Source organism: Ferruginibacter sp. (assembly GCF_031391665.1).
Classification (GTDB): domain Bacteria; phylum Bacteroidota; class Bacteroidia; order Chitinophagales; family Chitinophagaceae; genus Ferruginibacter.
Window position 1 is genome coordinate 16,702 of the sequence record NZ_JANMUN010000001.1, and the last position, 24,964, is coordinate 41,665.

General features: G+C 36.9%; 29 protein-coding genes. 9 read left to right on the plus strand and 20 right to left on the minus strand.

Annotation, left to right across the window (positions count from 1 at the left end; all coding sequences use genetic code 11):
* Positions 1-18: 18 nt before the first annotated feature.
* From rplE to ACY651_RS00155, 15 genes are all read right to left on the minus strand, one after another.
* On the minus strand, positions 19-585 hold the full coding sequence (gene rplE / locus ACY651_RS00085) for a 50S ribosomal protein L5 (protein ID WP_462248427.1): 567 nt from the start codon (positions 583-585) through the stop codon (positions 19-21).
* Positions 585-923: a 50S ribosomal protein L24 gene (rplX, locus tag ACY651_RS00090; protein WP_462248429.1), complete on the minus strand. Its 339-nt coding sequence runs from the start codon at positions 921-923 to the stop codon at positions 585-587. The genes rplE and rplX overlap by 1 nt, the downstream gene beginning before the upstream one ends.
* A 66-nt stretch (positions 924-989) precedes the next feature.
* Positions 990-1,358: a 50S ribosomal protein L14 gene (gene rplN / locus ACY651_RS00095; RefSeq protein WP_462222532.1), complete on the minus strand. Its 369-nt coding sequence runs from the start codon at positions 1,356-1,358 to the stop codon at positions 990-992.
* 122 nt (positions 1,359-1,480) lie between these two features.
* Positions 1,481-1,738 (minus strand): 30S ribosomal protein S17, encoded by a 258-nt coding sequence (rpsQ, locus tag ACY651_RS00100; protein WP_462222533.1) that lies wholly within the window; start codon positions 1,736-1,738, stop codon positions 1,481-1,483.
* Between the two features lie 70 nt (positions 1,739-1,808).
* The gene (gene rpmC, locus ACY651_RS00105) at positions 1,809-2,015 is read right to left on the minus strand and encodes a 50S ribosomal protein L29 (protein WP_462248431.1); all 207 of its coding nucleotides are present in this window, start codon (positions 2,013-2,015) and stop codon (positions 1,809-1,811) included.
* A 44-nt stretch (positions 2,016-2,059) separates the two neighbouring features.
* Positions 2,060-2,479, minus strand: coding sequence for a 50S ribosomal protein L16 (gene rplP / locus ACY651_RS00110; RefSeq protein ID WP_462222535.1), 420 nt, complete (start codon positions 2,477-2,479; stop codon positions 2,060-2,062).
* A 134-nt stretch (positions 2,480-2,613) separates the two neighbouring features.
* On the minus strand, positions 2,614-3,429 hold the full coding sequence (rpsC, locus tag ACY651_RS00115; protein ID WP_462248433.1) for a 30S ribosomal protein S3: 816 nt from the start codon (positions 3,427-3,429) through the stop codon (positions 2,614-2,616).
* A 22-nt stretch (positions 3,430-3,451) separates the two neighbouring features.
* Positions 3,452-3,799, minus strand: coding sequence for a 50S ribosomal protein L22 (gene rplV / locus ACY651_RS00120; protein ID WP_462248435.1), 348 nt, complete (start codon positions 3,797-3,799; stop codon positions 3,452-3,454).
* 71 nt (positions 3,800-3,870) lie between these two features.
* Positions 3,871-4,143 carry a 30S ribosomal protein S19 gene (rpsS, locus tag ACY651_RS00125; protein WP_462248437.1) on the minus strand — a complete coding sequence of 91 codons (273 nt, stop codon included), beginning with the start codon at positions 4,141-4,143 and terminating at the stop codon, positions 3,871-3,873.
* Between the two features lie 107 nt (positions 4,144-4,250).
* A complete protein-coding gene (gene rplB / locus ACY651_RS00130) occupies positions 4,251-5,090 on the minus strand; it encodes a 50S ribosomal protein L2 (protein ID WP_462248439.1) in 840 nt (279 codons plus the stop codon).
* 92 nt (positions 5,091-5,182) lie between these two features.
* Positions 5,183-5,485 (minus strand): 50S ribosomal protein L23, encoded by a 303-nt coding sequence (gene rplW / locus ACY651_RS00135; RefSeq protein ID WP_462219442.1) that lies wholly within the window; start codon positions 5,483-5,485, stop codon positions 5,183-5,185.
* A gap of 95 nt (positions 5,486-5,580) precedes the next feature.
* Positions 5,581-6,213, minus strand: a complete 633-nt coding sequence (gene rplD / locus ACY651_RS00140) for a 50S ribosomal protein L4 (RefSeq protein ID WP_462248441.1) — start codon at positions 6,211-6,213, stop codon at positions 5,581-5,583.
* Between the two features lie 33 nt (positions 6,214-6,246).
* A complete protein-coding gene (gene rplC / locus ACY651_RS00145) occupies positions 6,247-6,864 on the minus strand; it encodes a 50S ribosomal protein L3 (RefSeq protein WP_462219444.1) in 618 nt (205 codons plus the stop codon).
* 156 nt (positions 6,865-7,020) lie between these two features.
* A complete protein-coding gene (rpsJ, locus tag ACY651_RS00150) occupies positions 7,021-7,326 on the minus strand; it encodes a 30S ribosomal protein S10 (RefSeq protein WP_462248443.1) in 306 nt (101 codons plus the stop codon).
* A gap of 328 nt (positions 7,327-7,654) precedes the next feature.
* On the minus strand, positions 7,655-8,356 hold the full coding sequence (locus tag ACY651_RS00155; RefSeq protein WP_462248445.1) for a head GIN domain-containing protein: 702 nt from the start codon (positions 8,354-8,356) through the stop codon (positions 7,655-7,657).
* An 82-nt stretch (positions 8,357-8,438) separates the two neighbouring features.
* Here ACY651_RS00155 and guaA point away from each other — a divergent pair, with 82 nt between their 5' ends.
* Together guaA and ACY651_RS00165 are read left to right on the plus strand one after the other, a co-directional pair.
* Positions 8,439-10,040 carry a glutamine-hydrolyzing GMP synthase gene (gene guaA, locus ACY651_RS00160; RefSeq protein ID WP_462248447.1) on the plus strand — a complete coding sequence of 534 codons (1,602 nt, stop codon included), beginning with the start codon at positions 8,439-8,441 and terminating at the stop codon, positions 10,038-10,040.
* Between the two features lie 101 nt (positions 10,041-10,141).
* Positions 10,142-11,335: a hypothetical protein gene (locus tag ACY651_RS00165; RefSeq protein ID WP_462248449.1), complete on the plus strand. Its 1,194-nt coding sequence runs from the start codon at positions 10,142-10,144 to the stop codon at positions 11,333-11,335.
* Between the two features lie 63 nt (positions 11,336-11,398).
* On the opposite strand, the gene ACY651_RS00170 is transcribed toward ACY651_RS00165, so the two are convergent.
* The 4 genes from ACY651_RS00170 to ACY651_RS00185 all read right to left on the minus strand — a co-directional run bounded on the left by ACY651_RS00170 (position 11,399) and on the right by ACY651_RS00185 (position 16,562).
* Positions 11,399-11,908, minus strand: coding sequence for a hypothetical protein (locus tag ACY651_RS00170; protein ID WP_462248451.1), 510 nt, complete (start codon positions 11,906-11,908; stop codon positions 11,399-11,401).
* Positions 11,909-11,973: 65 nt separating this feature from the next.
* A complete protein-coding gene (locus ACY651_RS00175) occupies positions 11,974-14,382 on the minus strand; it encodes a DUF5916 domain-containing protein (RefSeq protein WP_462248453.1) in 2,409 nt (802 codons plus the stop codon).
* Between the two features lie 103 nt (positions 14,383-14,485).
* Positions 14,486-15,733, minus strand: coding sequence for a proline dehydrogenase family protein (locus ACY651_RS00180; protein ID WP_462248455.1), 1,248 nt, complete (start codon positions 15,731-15,733; stop codon positions 14,486-14,488).
* 112 nt (positions 15,734-15,845) lie between these two features.
* On the minus strand, positions 15,846-16,562 hold the full coding sequence (locus ACY651_RS00185) for an SDR family oxidoreductase (RefSeq protein WP_462248461.1): 717 nt from the start codon (positions 16,560-16,562) through the stop codon (positions 15,846-15,848).
* A 64-nt stretch (positions 16,563-16,626) separates the two neighbouring features.
* Here ACY651_RS00185 and ACY651_RS00190 point away from each other — a divergent pair, with 64 nt between their 5' ends.
* The 5 genes from ACY651_RS00190 to ACY651_RS00210 are packed head-to-tail and all read left to right on the plus strand — an operon-like array spanning position 16,627 to position 20,159.
* The gene (locus ACY651_RS00190) at positions 16,627-18,099 is read left to right on the plus strand and encodes a cryptochrome/photolyase family protein (protein ID WP_462248465.1); all 1,473 of its coding nucleotides are present in this window, start codon (positions 16,627-16,629) and stop codon (positions 18,097-18,099) included.
* On the plus strand, positions 18,096-18,230 hold the full coding sequence (locus ACY651_RS00195; RefSeq protein ID WP_462248467.1) for a DUF2256 domain-containing protein: 135 nt from the start codon (positions 18,096-18,098) through the stop codon (positions 18,228-18,230). The genes ACY651_RS00190 and ACY651_RS00195 overlap by 4 nt, the downstream gene beginning before the upstream one ends.
* A gap of 3 nt (positions 18,231-18,233) precedes the next feature.
* Complete coding sequence (locus ACY651_RS00200; protein WP_462248470.1) at positions 18,234-18,515, plus strand: TIGR03643 family protein; 282 nt, start codon at positions 18,234-18,236, stop codon at positions 18,513-18,515.
* Between the two features lies 1 nt (position 18,516).
* Complete coding sequence (locus tag ACY651_RS00205) at positions 18,517-19,602, plus strand: FAD-binding domain-containing protein (RefSeq protein WP_462248472.1); 1,086 nt, start codon at positions 18,517-18,519, stop codon at positions 19,600-19,602.
* Positions 19,602-20,159: an acyl-CoA thioesterase gene (locus ACY651_RS00210; RefSeq protein WP_462248474.1), complete on the plus strand. Its 558-nt coding sequence runs from the start codon at positions 19,602-19,604 to the stop codon at positions 20,157-20,159. Before ACY651_RS00205 ends, ACY651_RS00210 begins: the two co-directional genes overlap by 1 nt.
* A 1-nt stretch (position 20,160) precedes the next feature.
* Here the strand turns inward: ACY651_RS00210 and ACY651_RS00215 are convergent, their stop codons facing one another.
* A complete protein-coding gene (locus tag ACY651_RS00215; protein ID WP_462248476.1) occupies positions 20,161-20,931 on the minus strand; it encodes a lysophospholipid acyltransferase family protein in 771 nt (256 codons plus the stop codon).
* A gap of 106 nt (positions 20,932-21,037) precedes the next feature.
* Here ACY651_RS00215 and hxpB point away from each other — a divergent pair, with 106 nt between their 5' ends.
* Together hxpB and ACY651_RS00225 are read left to right on the plus strand one after the other, a co-directional pair.
* Positions 21,038-21,697 carry a hexitol phosphatase HxpB gene (gene hxpB, locus ACY651_RS00220; RefSeq protein ID WP_462248478.1) on the plus strand — a complete coding sequence of 220 codons (660 nt, stop codon included), beginning with the start codon at positions 21,038-21,040 and terminating at the stop codon, positions 21,695-21,697.
* Positions 21,698-21,925: 228 nt separating this feature from the next.
* Positions 21,926-24,964: choice-of-anchor J domain-containing protein (locus ACY651_RS00225; protein WP_462248480.1), on the plus strand; the 3,039-nt coding region annotated here is incomplete at its 3' end.

Sequence of the window (24,964 nt, forward strand, 5' to 3'; positions counted from 1 at the left end):
TACGATGGTATCGAAGGATTATTTCTTTACGTTTTTAAAAGGCATACCCAATTCTTTCAGCAATTCAAATGCTTCTTCGTTGGTGTTGGCTGTTGTTACAAAAGTGATATCCAGTCCTGTAATTTTATTCACCTTATCAATATCAATTTCAGGAAAAATGATTTGCTCTGTTACACCCAGTGTGTAGTTACCACGGCCATCAAATGATTTATCATTGATACCTTTAAAGTCACGTACACGTGGTAGTGATACAGATACAAGCCTGTCTAAAAATTCGTACATTTTAACTCCACGAAGTGTAACTCTTGCACCAATGGGCATGTTCTTACGCAACTTAAAGTTTGAAATATCTTTTTTAGACATTGTTGCTACAGCTTTTTGGCCGGTTACAGATGATAACTCATCAATTGCAATGTCAATCAGTTTTTTATCTGTAACAGCACCGTTAACACCACGATTCAAACAAATCTTGGTTAATTTAGGCGCCTGCATTACAGTTTTATAACTGAATTTTTTCATTAAAGCAGGTATCACTTCTGTAGTGTACTTATCTGCTAACCTTGGAGTGTTAGATTTTGTGCTCATTATTTTATTACCTCCCCTGATTTTTTTGAAATTCTTACTAATTTTCCGTTTTCTCTTGTAAGTTTTACTTTAGTTGGTCCGCTAGTTTTAGCATCCCAAAGCATAACATTACTGATAGCAATAGGCGCTTCTTTTTTAATGATACCGCCTTTAGTATTTTGAGAAGTTGGCTTTGTATGCTTGGTTATAATGTTTGCACCTTCAACCAGTACTTTGCCTTTTTCTAAAATAATTTCCAACACTTTACGTGGCTTCTTCAAATCTTTATCTTCACCAGTAATAACCACTACTGAATCGCCTTTTTTAATGTTGTACTTTGGTTTAAATCTTGTGCTCATTTCTTTTAATTTGCAAGTTTGCAAATTTGCAAATTTGCAAATTCGCTTATTTAGTCTTTATAAATTTTACAATACTTCAGGTGCCAATGAAATAATTTTCATGTACCCTTTATCACGCAATTCACGAGCCACTGGCCCAAAAATACGTGTGCCTCTTGGTTCGTCAGATGCATTTAATAATACTACTGCATTGTCATCAAAACGAATATAAGAACCGTCTTTACGACGTAACTTATTAGTTGTTCTAACAATTACAGCTTTGCTCACTGTTCCTTTTTTAATACCACCTGCAGGCATGGCATCTTTTACAGTAACTACAATTTTATCGCCGATTCTTGCATAGTCCTGTCCGCTGTTTCCCAATACACGGATACACAAAACTTGTTTTGCTCCGCTGTTATCTGCTACGTTTAGTCTGCTTTCTTGTTGTATCATCTCAAATATATTTTTGATGTAGGATTTATGATGTATGATTTTCTTAAATCCAGATCAGGTTTTAATTTTATACTTTTCAATACCGGAGCAAATCATAAATCCGACATCTGAAATCATAAATCTTATTTAACTTTCTCTACCACCTCAACCAGTCTCCAGCGCTTTGTTTTGCTTAAAGGACGGCTCTCCATTATTTTAACTGTATCGCCAATGCTGCACTCATTCTTTTCGTCATGAGCATGAAACTTTGTACTTTTCTTTACAAACTTTCCATAAAGCGGATGCTTTACTTTTCTTTCAACATTTACAGTAATGGTCTTATCCATTTTATTGCTGGATACCACTCCTAATTTTGTCTTTCTTAAATTTCTTTCTGGCATTGTTATAAATTTTAGCTTTCGCTATTTATATAAAACTTAATCTTTACTTTTTTCCTTTTCAGGACAGGAGTTACCCTAATTGTAATTTTCTTACTGCGGTTTTCAGTCGTGCAATATCCCTTCTTAATAAACGGATACTTTGCGGATTCTCCAGTGGAGAAATTGCATGAGCGAATGATAACTTTTTTAAACGCAATTCATCTTCCTGGATCTTTGCTTTTAAATCTGCTTCACCTAATCCGCTAAGGCTTTTTACAAAATCAACTTTCTTCGCCATTGTATTATAATTTTCTATTTTCAGTTTTATTAAACCGGCATTTTTTATGCCTCGTAATCGTGACGTACTACAAATTTGGTTAAGATGGGTAGTTTTTGTGCTGCCAGTGCAAATGCTTCTTTTGCAGTTTGCTCACTAACTCCATCACATTCAAAAATGATTCTGCCTGGTTGTACAATTGCCGCCCAACCTTCAGGGTTACCCTTACCTTTACCCATCCTTACCTCTGCAGGCTTAGCGGTAATAGGCTTATCAGGAAAAACTCTTATCCACACGTTTCCTTCTCTCTTCATATGACGGGTCAACGACTGACGGGCACTTTCTATCTGACGGTTGGTTAACCAAACACTATCCAGTGCTTTTAAACCAAATGATCCAAAGGCTAAGGTTGCACCACGTTTGGTATCTCCCTTCATTCTGCCTTTTTGTGTCTTTCTGTGTTTACTTCTTTTTGGTGATAACATCTTTTTTCAATTTATGATGTAAGATCTATGATTTATGATTTTTCAAATACACAAATCAAACAGCTTTACAATTTTATTTTAAACTTAACCCCGGATGAAATCTTAAATCAAACATCCGAAATCATACATTTCATTTATCTTCTTCCTCCGCCGCCACCGCCACGATTTCCACCACCGCCGCCTCTTCTGTCTCCACCGCCGCCACCTCTGCGGTCATCTCCACCTCTTCTGTCATCTCTTCTTTCAAATCCACCTTGTCTTTCACCCGGTCCACCTTCTTTACCACCACCTGCAACTACATTTGGATTTAAATCTCTTTTGCCTAAAACCTCACCTTTACAAATCCAAACCTTAACACCTATTTTACCATACACAGTCAATGCAAATACGTTTGCGTAATCAATATCCATACGCAGTGTATGCAATGGTGTACGGCCTTGTTTAATTTCTTCGCTACGTGCAATCTCAGCACCACCTAAACGGCCACCTACTTTTACTTTAATTCCTTCTGCACCCATTCTTAAAGCTGATGCAATTGACATTTTAATGGCTCTTTTGTAATTGATACGATTTTCCAATTGACGGGCAATAGTATCAGCAACAATGTTTGCATCTAATTCCGGACGGCGTATTTCTAAAATATTAATCTGCACATCATCTTTACCGCATAATTTTTTCAATTCTTCTTTAATTCTGTCAACCTCTCCACCACCTTTACCAATGATAATACCTGGCTTAGAAGTATGAATAGTGATAATTAATTTATTAAGTGTGCGCTCAATAACAATCTTTGCTATTCCACCCTTGTTGATACGGGCATTCAAATAATTTCTGATCTTATGATCTTCAATTAGTTTTTTTGGATACTCCCTTTTATTAGCAAACCAGTTACTGTCCCAACCACGAATGATTCCTAACCTGGCACCTATTGGATTTGTTTTTTGACCCATATTACTTAGTTAAATCTTTTAATTAATTTTTAGTTGCTTTAGTATCTACAATTACTGTTACGTGGTTGCTGCGTTTGCGAACCCTGTAACCACGGCCTTGCGGCGCCGGACGCATACGCTTGATTACTCTTGCGGCGTCAACCATTATTGTTTTTACAATTAGTGCACTCTCATCGCCACCTTCGTTTTTTTGTTTCCAGTTGCTAATGGCGCTCATTACCAATTTGCGCAAAGGAACTGCAGGATGCTTTGGGTTATGTTCCAAAACAGCCATTGCTTTTTCTACTTCCATTCCACGTATCAAATCCACCAGTAAACGCATTTTACGGGGCGATGTGGGATAATTGTTCAATTTTGCTACTGCTTCCATTTTATTTTATGTTTAGAAAGTTTAGAAGTTTAGAGGTTTAGTTTCAAACCTTCAACTTTTCAACACTTCAACTATGTAATTTTTTTACTTGAGTGACCTCTAAAGTTTCTTGTTGGTGCAAATTCACCTAATTTATGACCTACCATAAATTCTGTTACATAAACCGGGATAAATTTATTACCGTTGTGTACTGCAAAAGTTTGTCCTACAAAATCAGGACTGATTGTACTTCTTCTGCTCCAGGTTTTAATAACACCTTTTTTGCTTTTTCCTTCTATCATAGCTGCAACTTTTGCATCCAGCTTTGCTTCTATATAAGGACCTTTTTTTAATGAACGGGGCATGTTTGATTTTAGATTTGTGATTTACGATTTATGATTTTCAGGTCTTAAATTCTCAATCTTGTTTATTTGCCTTGAATTTTTCAAAGCCATTTTAACTGTTTATTTTATTAGTTAGGTAATTTCTTACCGTTTCTTCTGGTTATGATCAATTTACTTGAGCCCTTACCTTTTGTACGGGTAATCTCACCTTTAGCATATTTACCTTTACGGCTACGTGGGTGACCACCACTTGCTCTACCTTCACCACCACCCATCGGGTGATCTACCGGGTTCATCGCTACAGCTCTTGTTCTTGGCCTGATACCTTTCCATCTGTTACGACCAGCTTTACCCATGCTTTCCAAACTGTGATCGCTGTTGCTTACCACACCTACAGTTGCATAACAGTTGATCAATACTTTTCTTAATTCGCCGCTTGGCATTTTTAAGATAGCGTACTTTTCTTCTTTGTTACTTAATTGTGCTGATGTACCTGCGCTTCTTACCAAAATACCTCCCTGACCAGGCTGCATTTCGATATTATGAACATTAGTACCCAAAGGCATGTTTTTAAAGATCAATGCATTTCCTAATTCCGGTGCTACAGTATCGCCGCTCATAACTGTTTGGCCAACCTGTAAACCCTGTGGTGCAATGATGTATCTTTTTTCTCCGTCAGCGTAATTAACTAATGCAATAAATGCTGTACGGTTTGGATCGTACTCAATAGTTTTAACTACTGCAGGAATATTTTTCTTATCTCTTTTAAAATCTATAATACGGTACATGGTTTTATTACCACCACCCATGTAACGCATGCTTCTTCTGCCCTGGGAATTTCGGCCTGCAGTATTCTTTTGTTTTTCCAACAAAGATTTTTCAGGTACGTTGGTAGTAATCTCTTCGTACGCATTACCAATTCTCCATCGGGTACCTGCTGTTGTTGGTTTGTATTTTCTAAGTGCCATTGTTACTATTTTATATTTTCAATTTTTGCGGTAATTGATTACCATTCATTATATAATTTCTTCTTCTCCTTTTCCCCTTCAGGGGATAGGGGCTAAATGCCGCTGCCGTAAAGGTCAATTGTTTCACCTTCTGCAACAGTTACAATTGCTTTCTTTTTAGAAGGCTTACGGCCAACTATAAATCCGGCTTTTGTATATTTTGCTTTAGCTTTTGATGGCACTACAATAGTATTAACATTGCTAACCTGCACACCATAAAATAATTCTACAGCTTTTTTAATTTCCAGTTTATTAGCCTTTTTGTCCACTACAAAAGAGTAACGGTTTTGTTTTTCTGTTTGCTTGTTAGCTTTTTCAGATAAAATCGGCTTTATTAAAATGTCAGACGGGTTCATTGTCTTTTAATTTTGTCCCTATCCATAAAAGGTTTTGGGAAGATGATATTTTATTTTTTTATTACTCTCCTTTTCCCCCCTTAGGGGATAGGGGCTTATGCTTCTGCTTCTTCTGCTGTAAATACTTTTGCTGCATTTTCGGTTAACACTAACACGTTAGCATTAATTATGTCGTAAGTATTAATGTCTCTTATTAATGTACCATTTACATTAGCCACATTCCTAAGGCTCAAATACAAATTGTAATTATCTTCAGGTATTACAAACAAAGATTTTTTTCCGTTAACTCCCAGGTTCTTCATCATTGAAGTAAAAACACTTGTTTTTGGAGTATCCATTTTCATATCTTCTATCACAAAAATGGCGTTGTCTTTTGCTTTATAAGCCAAAGCACTCATTTTAGCCAAAGTCTTTACTTTCTGATTCAATTTGATATCATACTTGTGTGGCTTTGGACCAAAAATGCTACCACCACCTTTATACAAAGGGTTACGCAGGTTACCTTTACGGGCACCACCAGTACCTTTTTGCTTGTGTAATTTTTTAGAAGAACCTTTAACTTCCATACGTGTTTTTACCTTGTGCGTACCCTGACGCTGTGCACCCTGGTATTGCTTTACGGCAAGATAAATAACGTGGTCGTTGGGTTCGATACCAAAAATCTCTTCCGGTAACTCAACTGTTCTTCCAGTCTTTTTTCCTTCTATATTTAAAACGTCTACTTGCATTGTACTTATTTTTATTGGCCAGCGGCCGGTTGCTTATTTTTGAATTAAAACAATTGAACCATTATGGCCCGGTACTGAACCGCTAACTAATATGTAATTCTTTTCAGCGAATATCTTTACTACTTTCAATCCTTTCATAGTCACTCTGTCCTGCCCCATACGGCCACCCATGCGCATGCCTTTAAATACACGGCTGGCGTCAGATGAGTTACCGATAGAACCGGGAGCTCTTGACCTGTCGTGCTGACCGTGAGACTGACCACCCACACCACTAAAGCCGTGACGCTTAACCACACCCTGAAAACCCTTACCTTTTGTGGTACCAACAACTTCGATGGCATCACCTTCGGCAAAAATATCCACAGTAATAGTTTCACCTACTGCTTTATCTATTTCGCTATTGCGTATTTCCTGAACGAATTTTTTAGGAGATGTTTGGGCTTTGGCAAAGTGCCCGGTTTCTGACTTTAAGGAGTGCTTTTCTTTTTTATCGCCGAATGCTATTTGGAGAGCATTATAACCATCTGTTTCAACGGTTTTCTTTTGCGTAACAACGCATGGACCAGCTTCTATAATGGTAACCGCAGTTTGTTTACCTGTGGTGTCGAAGATACTGGTCATGCCAATTTTCTTTCCAATAATACTTTTCATTGTATCTTTTTTTTATCCAGCGCTCCCTTTTAGACTTCGACAAGCTCAGCCTGACAAAGGAGTTAGATGTTCAATATTTTTTTCTTTTTTAAGAACTTAGCGTATGCTTTCTCCGCTACTTCGACTGTGCTCAGTATGACAGTGCGGAGAAGTTCATTATGCTTTGATCTCAACATCCACACCACTTGGTAAGTCTAACTTACTTAAAGCATCTACCGTACGGCTGCTGCTGGTGTAAATATCTAATAAACGTTTATGTGTACACAGTTGAAACTGCTCACGTGCCTTTTTATTAACGTGAGGGGCACGCAATACAGTAAAAATTTTCTTGTGTGTAAGTAAAGGAATTGGTCCTGTTACTACTGCACCTGTACTGCGAACAGTTTTTACAATCTTTTCAGCTGATTTATCAACCAGGTTATGATCGTAAGACTGTAGTTTGATTCTGATTCTCTGTGACATATTTAAAGAACTTTAGAATTACCGTTTTTTTAATTTGGAGTGCAAAGGTAAGGGCTGTATTTGTAATAGCAAAGTAATAAGGGAAGTTTTTTTTGATTGGTTGGATTTTTGGGGATAAAAAACCGAAAGAAATAACATACTTTCTATATAAAGGTCCAAACCTTTTATATTTGAATGTTTAATTACACAGCATATTTCATTACTGTTTTAACCTTCGTTCCACCATTGCCTCTGTTAAGATAAAAAAAGATAGCCAGCGAAATGTGGGTTAAAAAAGGTACATTTCGCTGGCTATCTTTAGCGCACTAATTGGGGAATTAATCTATTTTCATTCTTTTTTCTCCACACTACCGCTGCTGCTTACCGATTGTTTTACAGCTGCGCCGCCGTGGTAATCTATACTGCCACTGCTGCTGGCATCGGCATTAAGTGTTACGCTTGCATATACATCGGCACTGCCGCTGCTGCTGGCTTCCACATCTGCATTTTCGCTTAAAAGCCCGGCCGATTTTATATCGCCACTGCTGGAAACCTGTGCTTTGTAATTTTTTGTTTTACCACTCAAAGTAACCGACCCGGAACTGTTAGCTTCAGCCTCCACTTCAGGCGCATCAACCTCTGCCTCAATATCTGCGGAACTGGTTGCCGTAAAACTAAGCTTCCCTGCACCCTTCAATACATCTAATACTTTTACGGTTGCAGATTCATCTGCGTTAATACGTATCAATGATGGCGTGGTGATAAATACCTTCATGTGTACATTATTTAAACTGTGCATGCCCTCTATTTTTATCCTCAATTCATTTCCCGATACTTTAGTAACAATATGTTCCATTATATTATCATCGGCCTCAACCCTTACTTCGGCAACAGGCCCAATTTTTACTTCTACATCAAATGAGCTGCTGGCAGAAATGCTGTTAAAATCCCCAACATTTCTTGTTTCGGTTATTACGTTGCCGCTGCCTGTGGTGTAATCGCAGGAGTTTAACAGTAAAAAAGCGGATAGAATTACTAATAGTTGTTTCATGGTTAAATATTTTTAAGCAAATATAAAAACCTGCCAGTCTAATTCCTATACCATTCAACTAATTATTTACCTTCGCAACTCTATGACAGAAAAAATTCTTATTCTCGATTTTGGATCACAATACACCCAGTTAATTGCCCGTACAGTTAGGGAAGCCAATGTTTACTGCGAAATTGTGCCTTACAATAAAACAATAATTTACGGGTCGGAACTAAAAGGTATTATTTTGGGAGGTTCGCCTTTTTCGGTTAATGAAGAAAAAGCATTGGTGGTTGATGTAAAAGCAATGGTGGAAAAAGTGCCGGTACTGGGTATTTGCTATGGCGCCCAGCTTACAGCAAAATTATTTGGTGGCAGGGTTGATAAAAGCGAAAAAAGAGAATATGGCCGTGCCATCTTTACAAAAACAAAGGAAGACAGTTTATTACAAAATGTATCGGCAACATCGCAAGTATGGATGAGCCACAGCGATACGATTAAAGTATTACCCGATGGATTTGAATTATTAGGTACTACCGAAAGTATTCCTGTAGCTGCTTTTAAACAAACACAGCCCCCTCCGCCCCCTGAAGGGGGAACCAGCGAAGATATTAGCGAAGGTGAGAAACAAAAAAATATAAATAATGATAAGCCGCTTTACGGCTTACAGTTTCATCCGGAAGTATACCATTCTGCCGAAGGCAAAATAATTATAAAGAATTTTTTAGTAAACATTTGTGGGTGCACCCAAAACTGGACACCCGAACATTTTATTACCGATACCGTTGCAGCACTTAAAAAACAAATTGGTAACAGAAAAGTAATTATGGCATTAAGTGGCGGAGTGGACAGTACCGTTGCTGCAACATTGATACACCGTGCCATTGGCGAAAACCTGTATGGCATTTTTGTTGATAATGGCGTATTGCGTAAAAATGAATTTGAAGAAGTGCTGGAAATTTATGCAGAGTTGGGCATTAATGTAAAAGGCATTAATGCAAGGGAACATTTTTACACCAAACTTGCCGGTAAAATTGACCCGGAAGAAAAACGAAAAGCTATTGGCGGAGGGTTTATTGAAATTTTTGACCAGGAAGCACATAAAATTGAGGGTGTGGAATTATTGGGACAGGGCACTATTTATCCGGATGTAATTGAATCGCTTTCGGTACATGGGCCATCGGCAACAATAAAAAGCCACCACAATGTTGGAGGATTGCCCGACACCATGAAATTAGAACTGGTAGAACCATTACGTTCTTTATTTAAAGATGAAGTAAGAAGAGTTGGTACAGAACTTGGGATACCACAACAAATGATTAACCGTCACCCTTTTCCCGGGCCGGGTTTGGGTATAAGAATTTTGGGAGAAGTTACTGAGGAAAAGGTACGGTTATTGCAAGAGGCAGATGCTATCTATATAAATGGATTGAAGAAATATAATTTGTATGCAACGGTTTGGCAGGCGGGTACTATCTTACTACCGGTAAAGAGTGTAGGCGTAATGGGTGATGAAAGAACGTATGAATTTACTGTGGCATTAAGAGCAGTAACTTCGGTTGATGGAATGACAGCAGACTGGGCACATTTACCGTATGAATTTTTAGCCGATATATCCAATGAAATAATTAACAACGTAAGAGGAATAAACCGTGTGGTGTATGATATTAGCAGTAAACCTCCGGCAACTATTGAATGGGAGTGATTTTAAGGAATGGGGAATTTGTAATTAGGGTTTAGAGGTTTAGTCGTTTAGAGGTTTAGAGTTTAGTTTAAAGTTTGAATTTAAGATTTAGAATATTTTTTATGGGTAAGAAATTTATAGCTGGAGTAATTATTTTAACGTCATTCGCTTTTGCTTTTAAGGCAACCGCTCAGATTGATACTATCAAAAAAATGCCCACGTACCGTGTGGCAATTTTTGCACCGCTTTATTTAGATTCTATTTTCAGCAATAACACTTTACGATATACGCAGGGTGTTCCAAAATTTATTGCGCCTTCTGTTGAATTTATACAAGGGGCCCAAATTGCTTTAGACTCCATGAAAATGGGTAAAGAAAATGTAGAAGCTTTTATTTATGATTCTAAATCTTATACCAAAAACATCGTTTATCTTATTAATAACAAAAAATTAGACAGTCTTGATTTAATAATTGGTTCGGTTAGAGATATGGATTATAAGCAACTGGCCGATTTTGCTTTGTTAAAAAACATTCCTTTTATTTCTGCAACTTACCCTAACGATGGTGGCATAACAGCAAACCCTTTTACTGTTATTATTAACTCTACCCTTAAAGCACATTGCGAAGCTATTTACAGCTACCTGTTACAAAGTCATGGCACAGACATAATTTATTTATGCAGAAAAAAAGGCCAACAGGAAGACAAGGTAGCTGCATATTTCAAAACGCTTAATGAACAGGACGGTAAAGCTTTATTGAATATACAACAGCTGAATACCGACAGCACTTTCTCTTCGGATATTTTAAAAAATAAATTAGACAGTAACCGGCAATCTGTAATTATTGGAGGCAGCCTTGATGAAAGTTTTGCCACTGGCCTTGCAACAGCCTGTTATAATTTATTTGAAACTTATCCCATTACTTTAATTGGCATGCCCAACTGGGATGGGTTTGCATCTTTACAAAAAAAGAATGATTTTGATGGCTTTCCTGTTTACTTTACTTCGCCATATTTTAATAACAAATGGGACAGTTACAGTAAAATGCTGACCAGTGTTTATTTAAAAAAATATAAAATTAAACCGGGGGATATGGTTTTTAAAGGCTTTGAAACAACTTATATGTTTACCAAACTGCTTACAAAATATCCGGATGATTTTATTAACCGTATTAATGATAAATCTTTTAAAGTATTCTGCGATTATAATTTTAGGCCGGTACTGCTAAAAAAAGAAAATACAAAGCCTGATTATTTTGAAAACAAGCATTTGTATTTTATAAAATTATTGAATGGTGTAAAGAGTAAGGCGTGGTAAAGATTTACACTCTCAAAATATCTCAATAAAAAAACCGGAGTTTAATGCTCCGGTTTTTTTATTTTATTTGGTAAGATATTTTCGCTGCATGGTGTAGAGAATAACAAAAAGTACTGGAAATCCCACTGCCATTAAAACACTGCCGATACCTGTAAATTGAGCTGTTCCCATAATTAATACACTTCCTAATAATGGCGCCAGCTCACCGGCAACATATATCCAGTAACCATCTTTTTTAAGCTTACGCATCCACAAAGCCCCAACAAAACATAATATAATACCCACCATTCCAATTGCAATAAGAGGAACCATATTTGCTTGTGCTAACTCTATTGCTGCTTTCCCTTTTTCCATTTCTGCCAAATCTTTAGCAGAAATATCTTGACCTGAACTGGTTGCTTTCTCCATCATGCCCAGTGAAAATTTGTATATCACCGGTAACAGTAAAGTAAATAATCCAAAAACCCCACAGCCAATAAAAGTTAAAATAGTAAGCACATTTAAGCCTGACGGTAATTTTGCTTTACCCTGCTCATCATAAGTTAATAAATCTTTGGTAGTTTCTTCATTCATATAAAATAATTTTTACCAAGTTAAGTGGTTTATAAATTATTTCAAAGCTAATAGCAATTTATTGTTTACTTTTTATTTTTTAGGTTCAGGTAATCTAAAAAATAAACAATTTTTAAATTTACTTCGTTGCTGTGTGGATTGCTAACTGATTGGCTAAAATTTTTGAGATAGGTTAAGTTGTTGTAAGGATTGATATTAACGTTATTGCCCAATGCGTTTTTCCACGATAAAGTTATCCTGCTGCCCAGTAAAAAATCCCAGGTATAAAACATATCTACATTAAAGGTATTGAGGCTTAAATTTTTATTTTGTATGAAAGGTATTTCATCCCAGTAACCATCGCTCTTTAAATTATAAAAATTGGTATTGTTTAATGCCGACCAGTAATGGCGCAGCCTCACCGTCCAGTTCATACGCTTTGTAAAATTATATTGTGCACTTACAATGCCCGTGTTGGTTTTTAAATTACGGCGGGAAATTACCGGAGAGCCATTAGCATTATTCATAAATGCCCAGCCCCAGCTGCCCCTGTCCTGCTCTATCGCCATGCTGGCTGTTACTAAAAATTTCGTGCTTGCCCTGTATTGCAATGAAGCACTCGAGGTCCAGTACGGATCTTTTGGTAAAGGAGATTCTGCAGCACCTAGAAGGTAAGTAAAATATAATTTTTTCCGGCTGTCGGTACTTCCATTAATACCAAAATAATAAAATGGTGTTCTCTTTAAAAAATAACCGTTATATCTGCTGGAGTTAACAAAATAATCGTTGCTCCAAAGTGGCTTGCTTTGAAATTGAAAAGTTACATCCCAAAAGTTTTTAAATACCAAAAGAGCACTTGCACCAACAGTAAAACCCGTCCAGTTAAATGGTTTGTACAAGTAAGCATTTCTAAACGTTGTGCTGTAAATTTGATTGATAAATTTTTTGGTGGGCTTCAATATATTATAACTTAATCCGCCCGAGTATTCAATTTTATTATTGTTAAGTAAAAAACCTAAATCGTTAGGGTCGTAAGTATCACTCTCTACATTAAGCAAACCATTGTACCTAACCAGGCCGCTTATTTTTCCAAAACTTGTAACGCCTTTAAAACCGTTTTTGGTAATGTTATTTCCCCATACTGTACTAAATTTTCCGGCCAGGCCAAAATTGTACGTATTTTTTTTATCAAATAAAGATAAATCCACACTGCTTACATTACCATTTCTATTATTGCCTTTGCGTAAAACATTGGTATTGGTAAAACTGATAGATGACCTGTTTTTTAAAACCTGGTCTAAAACAACAATATTATAATTGGTGAGTGCTTCAGTTAAAATGCTGGAATCTCTGCCATTTCTAAGATCTGTAATTTTTGCATACATGGGTACAGATACTGCATTAAATATTCCTATACCCAGGTTATCTCTGTTACGACCCGAAAATTTTGTGGCATTGTACAACCTGGTAATGCCCGGGTTTTTATCTATGTGGTAACTAGTATCGTTACCATACTTGTTTAAAACTGAATTTACCCCACCCGGTGCAGCCCCAATACGACGGGAATAAAATAAGCCTGCTTTGTTAAACAGCTCGGTACCTTCTGTAAAAAATGGACGAAAATCTTCAAACTTAATTTCAAATTGGGAGAGGTTTAAATACACGTTATCACTTTGCACCTGTGCAAAATCCGGTATCAGGGTCATGTCTAAAGTAAAGCTTTCGTTAATGCCATACTTAACATCCATACCGCCACTTTTTAAAACTTCTGACACATTACCTTTTGCGGTAGGCGAAACCCTAACGCCGCCGGAAACATAAGGTAAAAAAGATAAACGAAATGGCGGGCTTATATTTTTTAGCCCCATCCAATCGCCCCATTGGTTAACATCACCATTTATTTTAGGATCCTGCGGACTCCAGATACTGTTCTCATTTTCTTTACGGCAAAAGCGGGCAAAGTTTATACCCCAGTCCTGTTCTTTACTTTTACTAAACCTGATAGCGCTAAAAGGAATTTTCATTTCCGCAACCCATCCGTCTTTTTTAATACTAACACTGCTCTCCCATACTGCATTCCATGTTCTGTCGAACCCTGTAGCTCCAACGCCACCATTAGATTCTTTTGCATCGGCTTGTACACCTGCAGCAGAAACAATGAAAATAAAAGCATTTTGCCTGTCGTGATAAGTATCAAAACCCACAGTTACATAATCCACATCCCTCAATACATCTCTGGCAGTAACCTGCTTACGTATATCTTCGGCATTATCATACATGTAAGCCCCCACATAAACAGCTTCATTATCATAAGTTATTTTAATAAAAGTTTTGCGGCGTGATGGTTTGCCGGGTTCAGGAAAGTAAGTTATAAAATCTCCAACAGCACCTACATTTTTCCAGGCTTCGTCATTTAACTCTCCATCAATTTTTATGGGTTGAGTAATTTTTACGGCAGGCAAACTTTTTACCTGTGCCATTAATACAGATAGCAAAAAATTTAAGCAGACAGTTAATATTAATCGCAAATTTGTTACAGTTAGTTTCCAAATCAAAGGTAAACCATTAATAGCTTGTTTTAAACAAATCGTATTTATACTAGCCCTGTATAGTAGAATTACTACGTCTCTCCATTTCTTTTGTAATCAAATTAAGCTCACGCCCTGTTTGGCCTGCAACAGAACTGTTTTCCTGTGCCCGGCGCATTAAATACGGAATTACATCTTTTATTGGGCCAAAGGGTAAGTATTTACTAACTGAACAACCTGACTTTGCAAGATTAAAAGTAATATTATCGCTCATGCCATACAATTGCGAAAAATGTACATGCGGATGATTATGCGGTAAGTGTTTTTTATCAAGCAATTGTGTAGTGTATAAATTGCTGTATTCGTTATGCGATGCAACAATTACAAAAATTTTATCGAGATGGTCAATACAAAATGCCACCGCTTCATTATAATCTTTGTCGCAGGCTTCCTTGTTGGGTTGTATAGGTGATGGATAATTCATAGCAGCAGCACGGGCCCTTTCTTTATCCATATAAGCACCTCTTACTAATTTTGCTCCTAAAATAAAATTTCTTTCTACGGCAGCAGTGTAAGAGTCTTTTAAAAATTGTAACCTGTCGTGCCTGTATAATTGCAGGGTATTAAACACTACAGCTTTTCTTTTGTTAAAAGTATCAATCATTAAAAGTGTAAGTGCGTCTACTGGATCCTGTATCCAGGTTTCTTCTGCATCAACCAGTACACCAATGTTTTTTTTATCTGCTTCGGCGCACACATGCAACATTCTTAAGCGAACAAGGTGCCATTCCTTTTTTTCGTCTGTGGACAGTAACATTACTGCCCTTAGATACCTTTTCATTAAAGTACCTTCTAATGAATGCATGGATGCATCTATTTTTTCTAATAAAGAAAATCTTGCAAAACCCGTCACTTTAATACTGATAAAAGGAATATTGGCTTGTGTAGCTGCATAGTCAATCACTTTAATAAATTCATCCCGAGCATGGTTAAAATTTTCTTCGCCTTCTTTTCCTTCTACGCCATAATCTAAAATTACTTTTACATTATATGCTTCTAATTTATCAGCCACTTTTGCAGTTTCTTCCAAAGTTTCGCCACCAACAAATTGCTGAAAAATTGTTTTACGGATAACCGTTTTTGTAAAGGGCAAATGCAATTTAATAGCTACAGGCGTAATTTTTAAACCTAAATTTACCAGCCATGGTTTGCCCATTGAGGAAAAAAGAAAATGGGCTTTTTTAAGTTCGCCATTACTTTTATGTGCAAAAGCAATTGCTGTATTTTCGAAAGAGATGGTACTATTTTGTTCGCTCATAATTTACAATTCAATGTTCGAAATTCGAATATTGAAAACGAACTGCCAAATAAAACAACACATTTAAAATTATAACACAACGTACTTATAAAAAAAACCGCATTTTTGAAAATTATATTGCCTGGTGATTAAATGGCTGCAGTACCATTTCGCTAACTACACCACTTGCAGGCTGCTGGCATAAAAACCAAATTGCTTTGGCGGCTTCTTCTGCCTGCACCATCTTATCCCGTTGCACCTTTAAATCAATCGTATCCCAAAAAGGAGAGTCAACACCTCCTAAAAATAAATTGGTAATGCGTATATCAGTTCTTTTTAATTCTTCCCGTATGCTTTGCATCATACCCACCAATCCATATTTGCTTGCGCTGTAAGCGGCTGCACCTGCCATAGGCACTTTGCCCAACACACCGGGAATATTTATGATCAACCCTTTTTTTACTGTTTTCATTGCAGGTAAAAAAGCTTTTACCAATAAAAATGGGGCATATAAATTATAATTCAAGGAACGCAAAAAATCTGTTTCGTCAAGTGTATCCATAGTTTTAATTATACCGATGCCTGCGGCATTTATTAAAATATCAATAGCAGATAATTGCTGAAAATATTTTTCTTTCAATTCATTTACCGCCTGTATCTGAGAAATATCTAAAACAAATGTTTTTTCCTTTTCGATACCGCAATCTCTCGCCACCTGGTTAAGTTTCTCTTCATTTCTGGCAGCCAAAAAAAGTATGGCGCCACTATTAGCAAGGAGTTTTGCGGTTTTAGAACCAATGCCACCTGTAGCACCAACTAATAAAATATTCTTTCCTTTTAAACTTTCCATAATTAAGTATTTTTAAAAAACTAAACAAAACAGCTTTCATTTTGTTTAAATTCTTCAAATTATTATGAAGGCAGTAACGCTTATATTTCCACACCAGCTTTTTAAAAATCATCCTGCCATACTTACGGGCAATAAAATTTATTTAATAGAGGAAACCCTGTTTTTTAATAAATATAAATTTCACCAGCAAAAATTAGTGCTGCACCGGGCTTCTATGAAATTGTATGCTGATTATCTTATCCATAAAAAAATAACCATTGAATACATTGATGCTGTAAATGAATTAAGTGATGTGAGATGTTTAATTGCAAACCTCCACCAACAAAAAATTACTACCATTCATTTTGCAGATGTTGCGGATAACTGGCTGAAGAAAAGAATAGTTTCTGCCTGCAAAAAAAATAAAATAAACCTGACCGAATACAACACACCAAATTTTTTAAATACACTGCCTGATGTAAAAACTTACTTCGATAAAAAGAAAACTTATTTTCAAACAGGATTTTATACAGAGCAACGCAAAAAAAGAAATATTTTATTAGACGCATCTGGTGGTCCCGAAGGCGGACAATGGACTTATGATGCAGATAACCGCATGAAGTTTCCTGTAAAACAAAAAGCTCCTGTAATAAGTTTTGTGAAAGAAAATAAATTTGTTGAAGAAGCAAAATTATATGTGGCTAAAAATTTTGCAGATAATTATGGTTCTATCGAAAAATTTATTTATCCAACAGATTTTGCCACTGCAGAAAAATGGCTGGATGATTTTTTTAAAGAACGCTTTGAAAAATTTGGTCTTTATGAAGATGCTATTGTGGCTAAAGAACATTTTTTACATCATGCTGTAATCAGCCCCATGTTAAATATTGGATTGCTGGAACCAGGCCAGATTATTTCAAAAGCCATTACCGCAGCAGCAAAATACAATGTCCCCCTCAATTCGCTGGAAGGTTTTATAAGGCAAATAATAGGTTGGCGTGAATTTATTCGCATTGTGTATGAAAGAGAAGGCAGCATACAACGTACAAAGAATTACTGGGGGTTTAACCGCAAAATACCTGAAGCTTTCTGGAAGGGTGATACCGGCATTTTGCCCATTGATAATGTTGTAAAAAAAGTGTTACAAACAGGTTATTGTCATCATATAGAAAGATTGATGGTATTGGGAAATTTTATGCTGCTTTGTGAGTTTGATCCCGATGAGGTGTACCGGTGGTTTATGGAATTGTTTATTGATTCATATGATTGGGTAATGGTACCTAATGTATATGGAATGACACAATTTGCAGATGGCGGCTTAATGACTACTAAACCTTACATAAGCGGGAGCAATTATTTATTAAAAATGAGCGATTACGAAAAAGGGGATTGGACAACAATTTGGGATGGTTTATTCTGGCGCTTTATGCATGTACACCGAAATTTCTTTTTAAGTAACCCGAGATTAGGCATGCTGGTAAAAATATTTGATAAGATGCCGGCACAAAAACAACAGGCACATATTAATACAGCAGAAAAATATTTAAAAAGCCTGTGACAAAAAAGAAAACAGATTTGCCGGTTAAAATTTGCATTACCTGCAACAGGCCTTTCAGCTGGCGCAAAAAATGGGCAAAAGCTTGGAACGAAGTAAAATACTGCAGCGAAAGATGCAGAAAAAATAAATAAGTAATGAACGCTATTATTTTAAAAGATAATGATATTGACCGCATAATTGAAATGGCATGGGAAGACCGTACAACTTTTGAAGCCATAGAAATACAATTTGGTTTAAAAGAAAAAGATGTGATTGCATTGATGAGAAAAGAAATGAAAGCCGGCAGTTTTAAAATGTGGCGTAAACGGACGCATGGCAGAGTTACTAAACATACAGCCCTCCGCAGTGATGGGGTAAACCGGTTTAGATGCACTATGCAAAAAACCATCACTCACAATAAAATATCTAAAAGATAAAATGAATTTTTCTACCAGTTATAAAAAAATAATTGAAACTCTGGAAAATATTAATCCCGATAAATATGCCGCCACAAGAAATTTTCTTGACGGGTCGGTAACTTATTTATCGCCGTATATTTCAAGAGGAGTAATTAGTTTGCCGCAGGTAAAAGCACAAATTTTAAAAACACATATTGCTTGCCGGGCAGTAAAATTATTGCAGGAGCTGGCATGGAGAGAATACTGGCAAAGAATATGGCAAAATGCCGGCGATAAAATATTCACTGATTTAAAACATGAGCAAACAGATACTGCCCACCGCCAAATGATAGCGGCTGTTGAAAATGGTGCTACCGGAATTATTGCTATTGATAAAAGTATTGAATTACTATACAGCACAGGCTACATCCACAATCATTTTAGAATGTATATTGCGTCCATTAGCTGCAATATTGGTAAAGCACATTGGTTACTTCCTTCTCAATGGATGTACTATCATTTATTAGATGGTGATTTAGCCAGTAACAGTTTAAGCTGGCAATGGGTAGCCGCAACCTTCTCCTCAAAAAAATATTACTGTAACCAGGAAAATATAAATAAGTATAGTAAAAATTATCAGCAAAATACTTTTTTAGATACTTCATACGAAAAACTGGTAACAATAGAAATACCTAAAGCGCTATCGAAAAAAAATAATTTTGTTCCTCAAATGGAATTGCCGGAAACAGCATTACCTGTTGTAAACAGAGATTTGCCCACACTGGTTTACAACTCCTATAATCTGGATCCATTATGGCATGCTGAAAAAAATGTAAATAGAATTTTATTACTGGAGCCTTCTCACTTTAAAAAATTTCCCGTGAGCGAGAAAGTGTTGAAATTTTTTATCGACTTAGCAAAAAATATTAATGACATTCAAATTTTCGTTGGCGAATTTGATGAACTGGCAGCAATGGTTAAGGAAGGAAAATTAATTTTTAAATCACATCCTGCATTTTTACATTACCACGGCACTGTGGAAGAGTATGAAACTTTATTTCCGGAGGTAACGGATTATTATCCTTCCTTTTCCGCATACTGGAAAAGATGCGAAAAATATTTGTAATGCTATCAGCTTTTATAAATCAGCCTATCTTTACAAAAAAATACATGGAGAAAAAAGCAAGCGAATCAACAGTGGTAATGACGGAATTGGTGCTGCCCAACGACACTAATAATTTTGGAAATTTAATGGGTGGCAGGTTAATGTACTGGATGGATATTGCCGCAGCATTAGCTGCAATGAAGCATTGCAGTGCGCCAGTAGTAACAGCATCTGTTGATAATATTTCTTTTGAAAGCCCTATTAAAATTGGCAATGTGGTACATATTGAAGCAAAAGTTACCCGGTCTTTTAACAGCAGTATGGAAGTACATATGAATGTGTGGGGCGAAGATGCCATTCAGCAATATAAATATAAAAGTAACGAAGCGTATTACACTTTTGTTTCTTTAGACCCCAATGGCAAACCCCGAAAAGTAAATCAACTTATACCGGAAACAGAAGAAGAAAAGAAACTTTTTGAAGGCGCATTAAGAAGAAGACAATTACGTTTGGTACTGGGCGGAAAAATGAAAGCACAGGATGCTGATGAATTAAAAGCTTTGTTTACAAAAGATTAATTTATTTATCGATAGCATTCATTAAATGATGTTTGCCTTTCAGCATAAATTTTTTGCTTTGTTCAATGGCGTCCATTACAACAGCTAAAATATTTTCGGTGGTGTCGTTGTAATCAATTTGCAGTGGCTCCTTAAAAGTCACCGATAATAAAGAGCCTTTCTTTTTAAACTTTAACCCCTTTTTATTAAAGGCACGCCAGTAACCATTTATAACAACCGGTATAACTATTGGCTGGTGTTGTTTAATAATAAAAGCTGTTCCTTTTCTGCCGGGTGCAAAAGGTTTTGTAGTACCCTGCGGAAAAGTTATTACCCAGTTTTTTTGCAAAGCACTTTCAATTTTTCGTGTATCCGACGCATCGAGTCCACGTCTAACCTCCTGCCCGTTTGCACGCCATGTACGCTTTACTGTTATAGCTCCTGCAAGACTGAATAATTTACTTAACCAATCGCTTTTCATGGTTTCTTCTGCTGCAACATATTTAACTCTGGTAAAAGGCCACAGTAAATAATAAGGAACCCCCAGTTTATTTTTTTTACGCCAGCTTACTGCACAAAAAATGTGTAAAAAAGTTATTACATCTGCAAAGTAAGTTTGATGATTACTTACAAAAAGTACATTTTGTTTAGGCAGGTTTTGGAGATTTTCCATCCCTTTAATTTCGAGGCGGTTAATTATATTTAATCCGGGGTACGAAAATAATCCCACTATAGCATACACTGCTCCCTTAATAATTTTTGATTCTTTTAAATTAGCAAGCCATCTTTTCATAAAACAAAATTATTCCCGACAACAATGCAATTTATAATTGTGTTTTCAAATATAAAATTGTCATCTGTAAAATCAATCACACTATGAAGTTAATATATTTGCAGTTATGCAACTTACAACTGTAATTTTTGATATGGATGGATTACTGATAGATTCTGAACCACTTTGGGACGAAGCAGCTACAGAAATATTTATGGGGTATGGAATTAAGTTAACTCCTCAGCAATATGCCACTACCACTGGCTTACGTACCAAAGAGTTTATCAGCTGGTGGTTTGATTATTTTAAAATTCCGCTAACAGATGCTGAGCTTATTGAAAAAGAGATTACAGAAAAAGTTATTGAATTGGTTTTAAAAAAAGGCAAGCCTATGCCAGGCTTATCGCATATTTTTAATTTTTTTATTGAAAAAAATTTTAAAATTGGATTAGCCTCATCATCTCCTTTAAATTTAATTGATGTGGCTATTAATTTATTACAAATCCGAAATCACCTGCATGCCATTTCATCTGCTGCAAGCCTGCAATACGGTAAGCCACACCCCGAGGTTTATTTAAATTGTGCAAAGGAACTTAACTCGGCCCCAACTGAATGCATTTGTTTTGAAGATTCATTTAATGGAATTATTGCAGCAAAAGCGGCCAGAATGAAGTGTGTGGTTGTGCCTGCCCCCCGCAGCGCTAAAGAACTAAAATGGAATGCTGCAGATCTTAAAATATCTTCTCTACAAAATTTTAATCAATTATTATTACAATCTCTTCAGTAGTCACTGATTTTTCAACCATTAATTCTGATTTTAAGAAAAGTTGTTAACACATTTGTTAACCAAAAGCTTCATTCATAAATGTTTTTGTAAAAAACAGAATGAAATTTATACAATTTTAAGTTAAAGTTATTACCTTTAGTTCTGTACTACCTGAACTGCACTGCTTAATTCCCGAGACTAGTCTATCCAGGTGTATGCAATGTACACAAACAAACTAAAACATTTTTTATGCAAAAAACAACTACACTAAAAGACTTTAAAGTGTTTTTGCTCAAAACGTTTCTTTCGATTCTTGTTTTGAGCATTTCTTTTAAAGCCTCTTTTGGGCAGGAGGGGTCTTTATCAAAACCCGCCAGTGCCAAAAAAGGCTTTCCTACAGAGCGACCGGCAGTTCCGGCAAATCAAAAAACAGTTGTACAGGAAAGGCCTGCAGCAAAAAGATTATCAACAGCTGCTGCAATGGGAGCAGTTGAGGCTTCGGATGTATCTGCAATTAACAAGCAAATTGCAGAGAAATTTGCCAAAAATCCCGGATTAACTCAAAGGATTCAGGCAACCAATTCTACCCCAGTCCCAAATGGTTTAACTGATGTTTGTACGTTTAGTGGTTCATTGGCTTCAACAGATTTAACATTAAACAACGGCCGTTTTTTCCGTGATGGCGTAGCTTCTGTTTGCGGTTCTACTAAAGTTTGCCCCGGGCCTTTTGGAACCGGACCTTTTTATTATGATACTTATACTTTTACCAACCAAACTTGTTCAAGCCAGTGTGTAACTGTTACCTACAATGCTAATGGAACTACAGGTGATGTTTTTTCTGTAGCTTATTTAGGCAGTTTTAATCCTGCTAATTTATGCACAAACTATATTGCCGATGGTGGATTAAGTTCTCTTGTAGGTTCTGGCGCAGTAACTTATAATTTTACGCTTGCAGCAAATGCTACAGTAGTAATTGTAGTTAACGGTGCCCAGGTAGCTACGGCATGTGACAGCTACAGCTTAGTGGTTAGTGGCATTAATTGTACGCCGCCACCATCATGTACTTCGCCAACATCATCTGTTTTAAGCCAGGCGCAAATAGCAGGTCCGCCGGTAAATCTTATAAATGAGCAATTTGATGGTACTATACCTCCTGCAGGCTGGAATGTTCAAAACCTAAGCAACCCAGTTGGTTTGACAGGCTGGGCACAAACAAATTCTACAGTGTTTCCACCCCAGAGCGGAGCTGGAAAAATTTCTGCTAATTTTAATAATACAACCGGTACTGGTACAATCAGTAACTGGTTATTTGCACCAACTACTACTTTAAAAAATGGAGACAGGTTTTCATTCTATACCAGAACAACTACTGGCACATTTCCTGACAGATTACAGTTAAGAATGAGTACAAGCGGTGCCAGTGTAAATGTTGGGACTAATGAAACAACTGTTGGTGATTTTGCTACTTTGTTATTAGATATCAACCCGAATTTAACCGGTACAGGATATCCGACTGCATGGACGCAATTTAATGTTACCATGTCTGGTTTACCAGCAGCCGGTATTTCCGGCCGTTTAGCATTCCGATATTTTGTAACAAATGGTGGTCCGGCAGGGGCTAATTCTGATTTTATTGGTATTGATAATGCAGTTTATACCAGTTTTACTCAGATAAATCCAACTACCTGTACAGGTTCTACAGTTAACTTAAAAGTTGATATTACCGGTGGCAGCTCTCCTACTTACAAAGTAGTTATCGGTGCTGTTCCCGCAACCCCGGGTTTTCCTAGAACAATTACAGGGTATGTAAGTGGTGCTAATATTCCAGTTACACCTGCTGCAACTACTACTTACAATTTAGTTTCTGTAGTTGCCGAAGATAATTGTACTTGCGTAGGTACAGGTAATACAGGTACACCTACTGTTACAGTTTCACCAACAGTAGTTGCACCTATTACAATTTCGGCAGCACCAAGTACTCCGCTTTGCGCAGGCGATCCAACTTTGTTAACTGTTATTGGTGCACCAACTTCTGGCACTGCAACGGTTAATTCAGGGCCTATTGCTGTTATAATAACTGATGCAAATGCTACAGGTATATCTACACCTTTAAATGTTACTGGTATACCTGCAACTGCTGTAGGAACTGGTGCCAGTGTAAACTTCAATATCAGCCATACCTGGGACAGCGATCTTACTATATTTTTAAAGTCGCCAAATAACCAGGTGCTGAACCTTGTAAATCAAAGAGGTGGTAGTGGAGATAATTTTGTAAACACAACTATCAGCTCAACTGGCACAGTTTCTCTTGGCGCACCAAGTGCTCCACCATTTACTGGAACTTTTGCTCCTGATGGAAACTTGGCAGCACCAGCTCCGGCAGGCTTTACTCCAACTGCAACTACATTTGCGCCTCTTTACAATACCACTAATCTTAATGGTACATGGGTATTGGGTGCAAGAGATCTTGCAGGTGGTGATATAGGCACTATAACGAGCTGGGGAATTTCTGTTAACTATAGTGTACCCGCAGGCCCTCCGGTTGGCTATACCTTCTTATGGAGCCCGGCTGCAGGTTTAAGCTCAATAACAAATAATCCAGTTGCTGCTTCACCAATGAGTACTACTACTTATACTGTTATGGGAACTGCACCGAATGGCTGTCAAACCACAGGAGCAATAACTATAAATGTAAACCAGTTACCGGCTGTAACCACTCCCCCTTCTAATATTACGGTTTGTGGTTTAAGTAACGCTGTCTTTAGTATTACAGGTTCTGGTGCTGGTATTACCTACCAATGGCAGGTAAGTACCAACGGCGGTGGTCTCTATACTAATATTAGTAATGGTGCACAATATTCTGGTGTAACAACTAATACTTTAACAGTAATAGCTGCACCATCGTCCTTTAACGGCTATCGTTACCGTTGTGTAGTTAGTGGTATTTGTCCTCCTTCTGCTAATTCAAGCGGAGCTATTCTAACAGTTAATGATTTACCTGTAATAGCTATTACTCCGGGTACGCCTGTTTGCGGTGGAATTGCGGGTACTAACGGTACACTAATTACTGCAGGTTCTTCTGCTCCACCAGTACCTGGCACAGCCACATTTAGCTCAGGAGCAATTAATGTTCCCATACCAGAAGGCGCTTTCCCTGCACCTCCGGCTACAGCAGCAACAAATATAATTGCAGTAGCAGGTATTCCTGCAAATGCTACAATTACCAATGTTAGTGTTACATCTAACATAACACATCCTTTTGTTGGTGATGTGGTAATGGTATTAAAA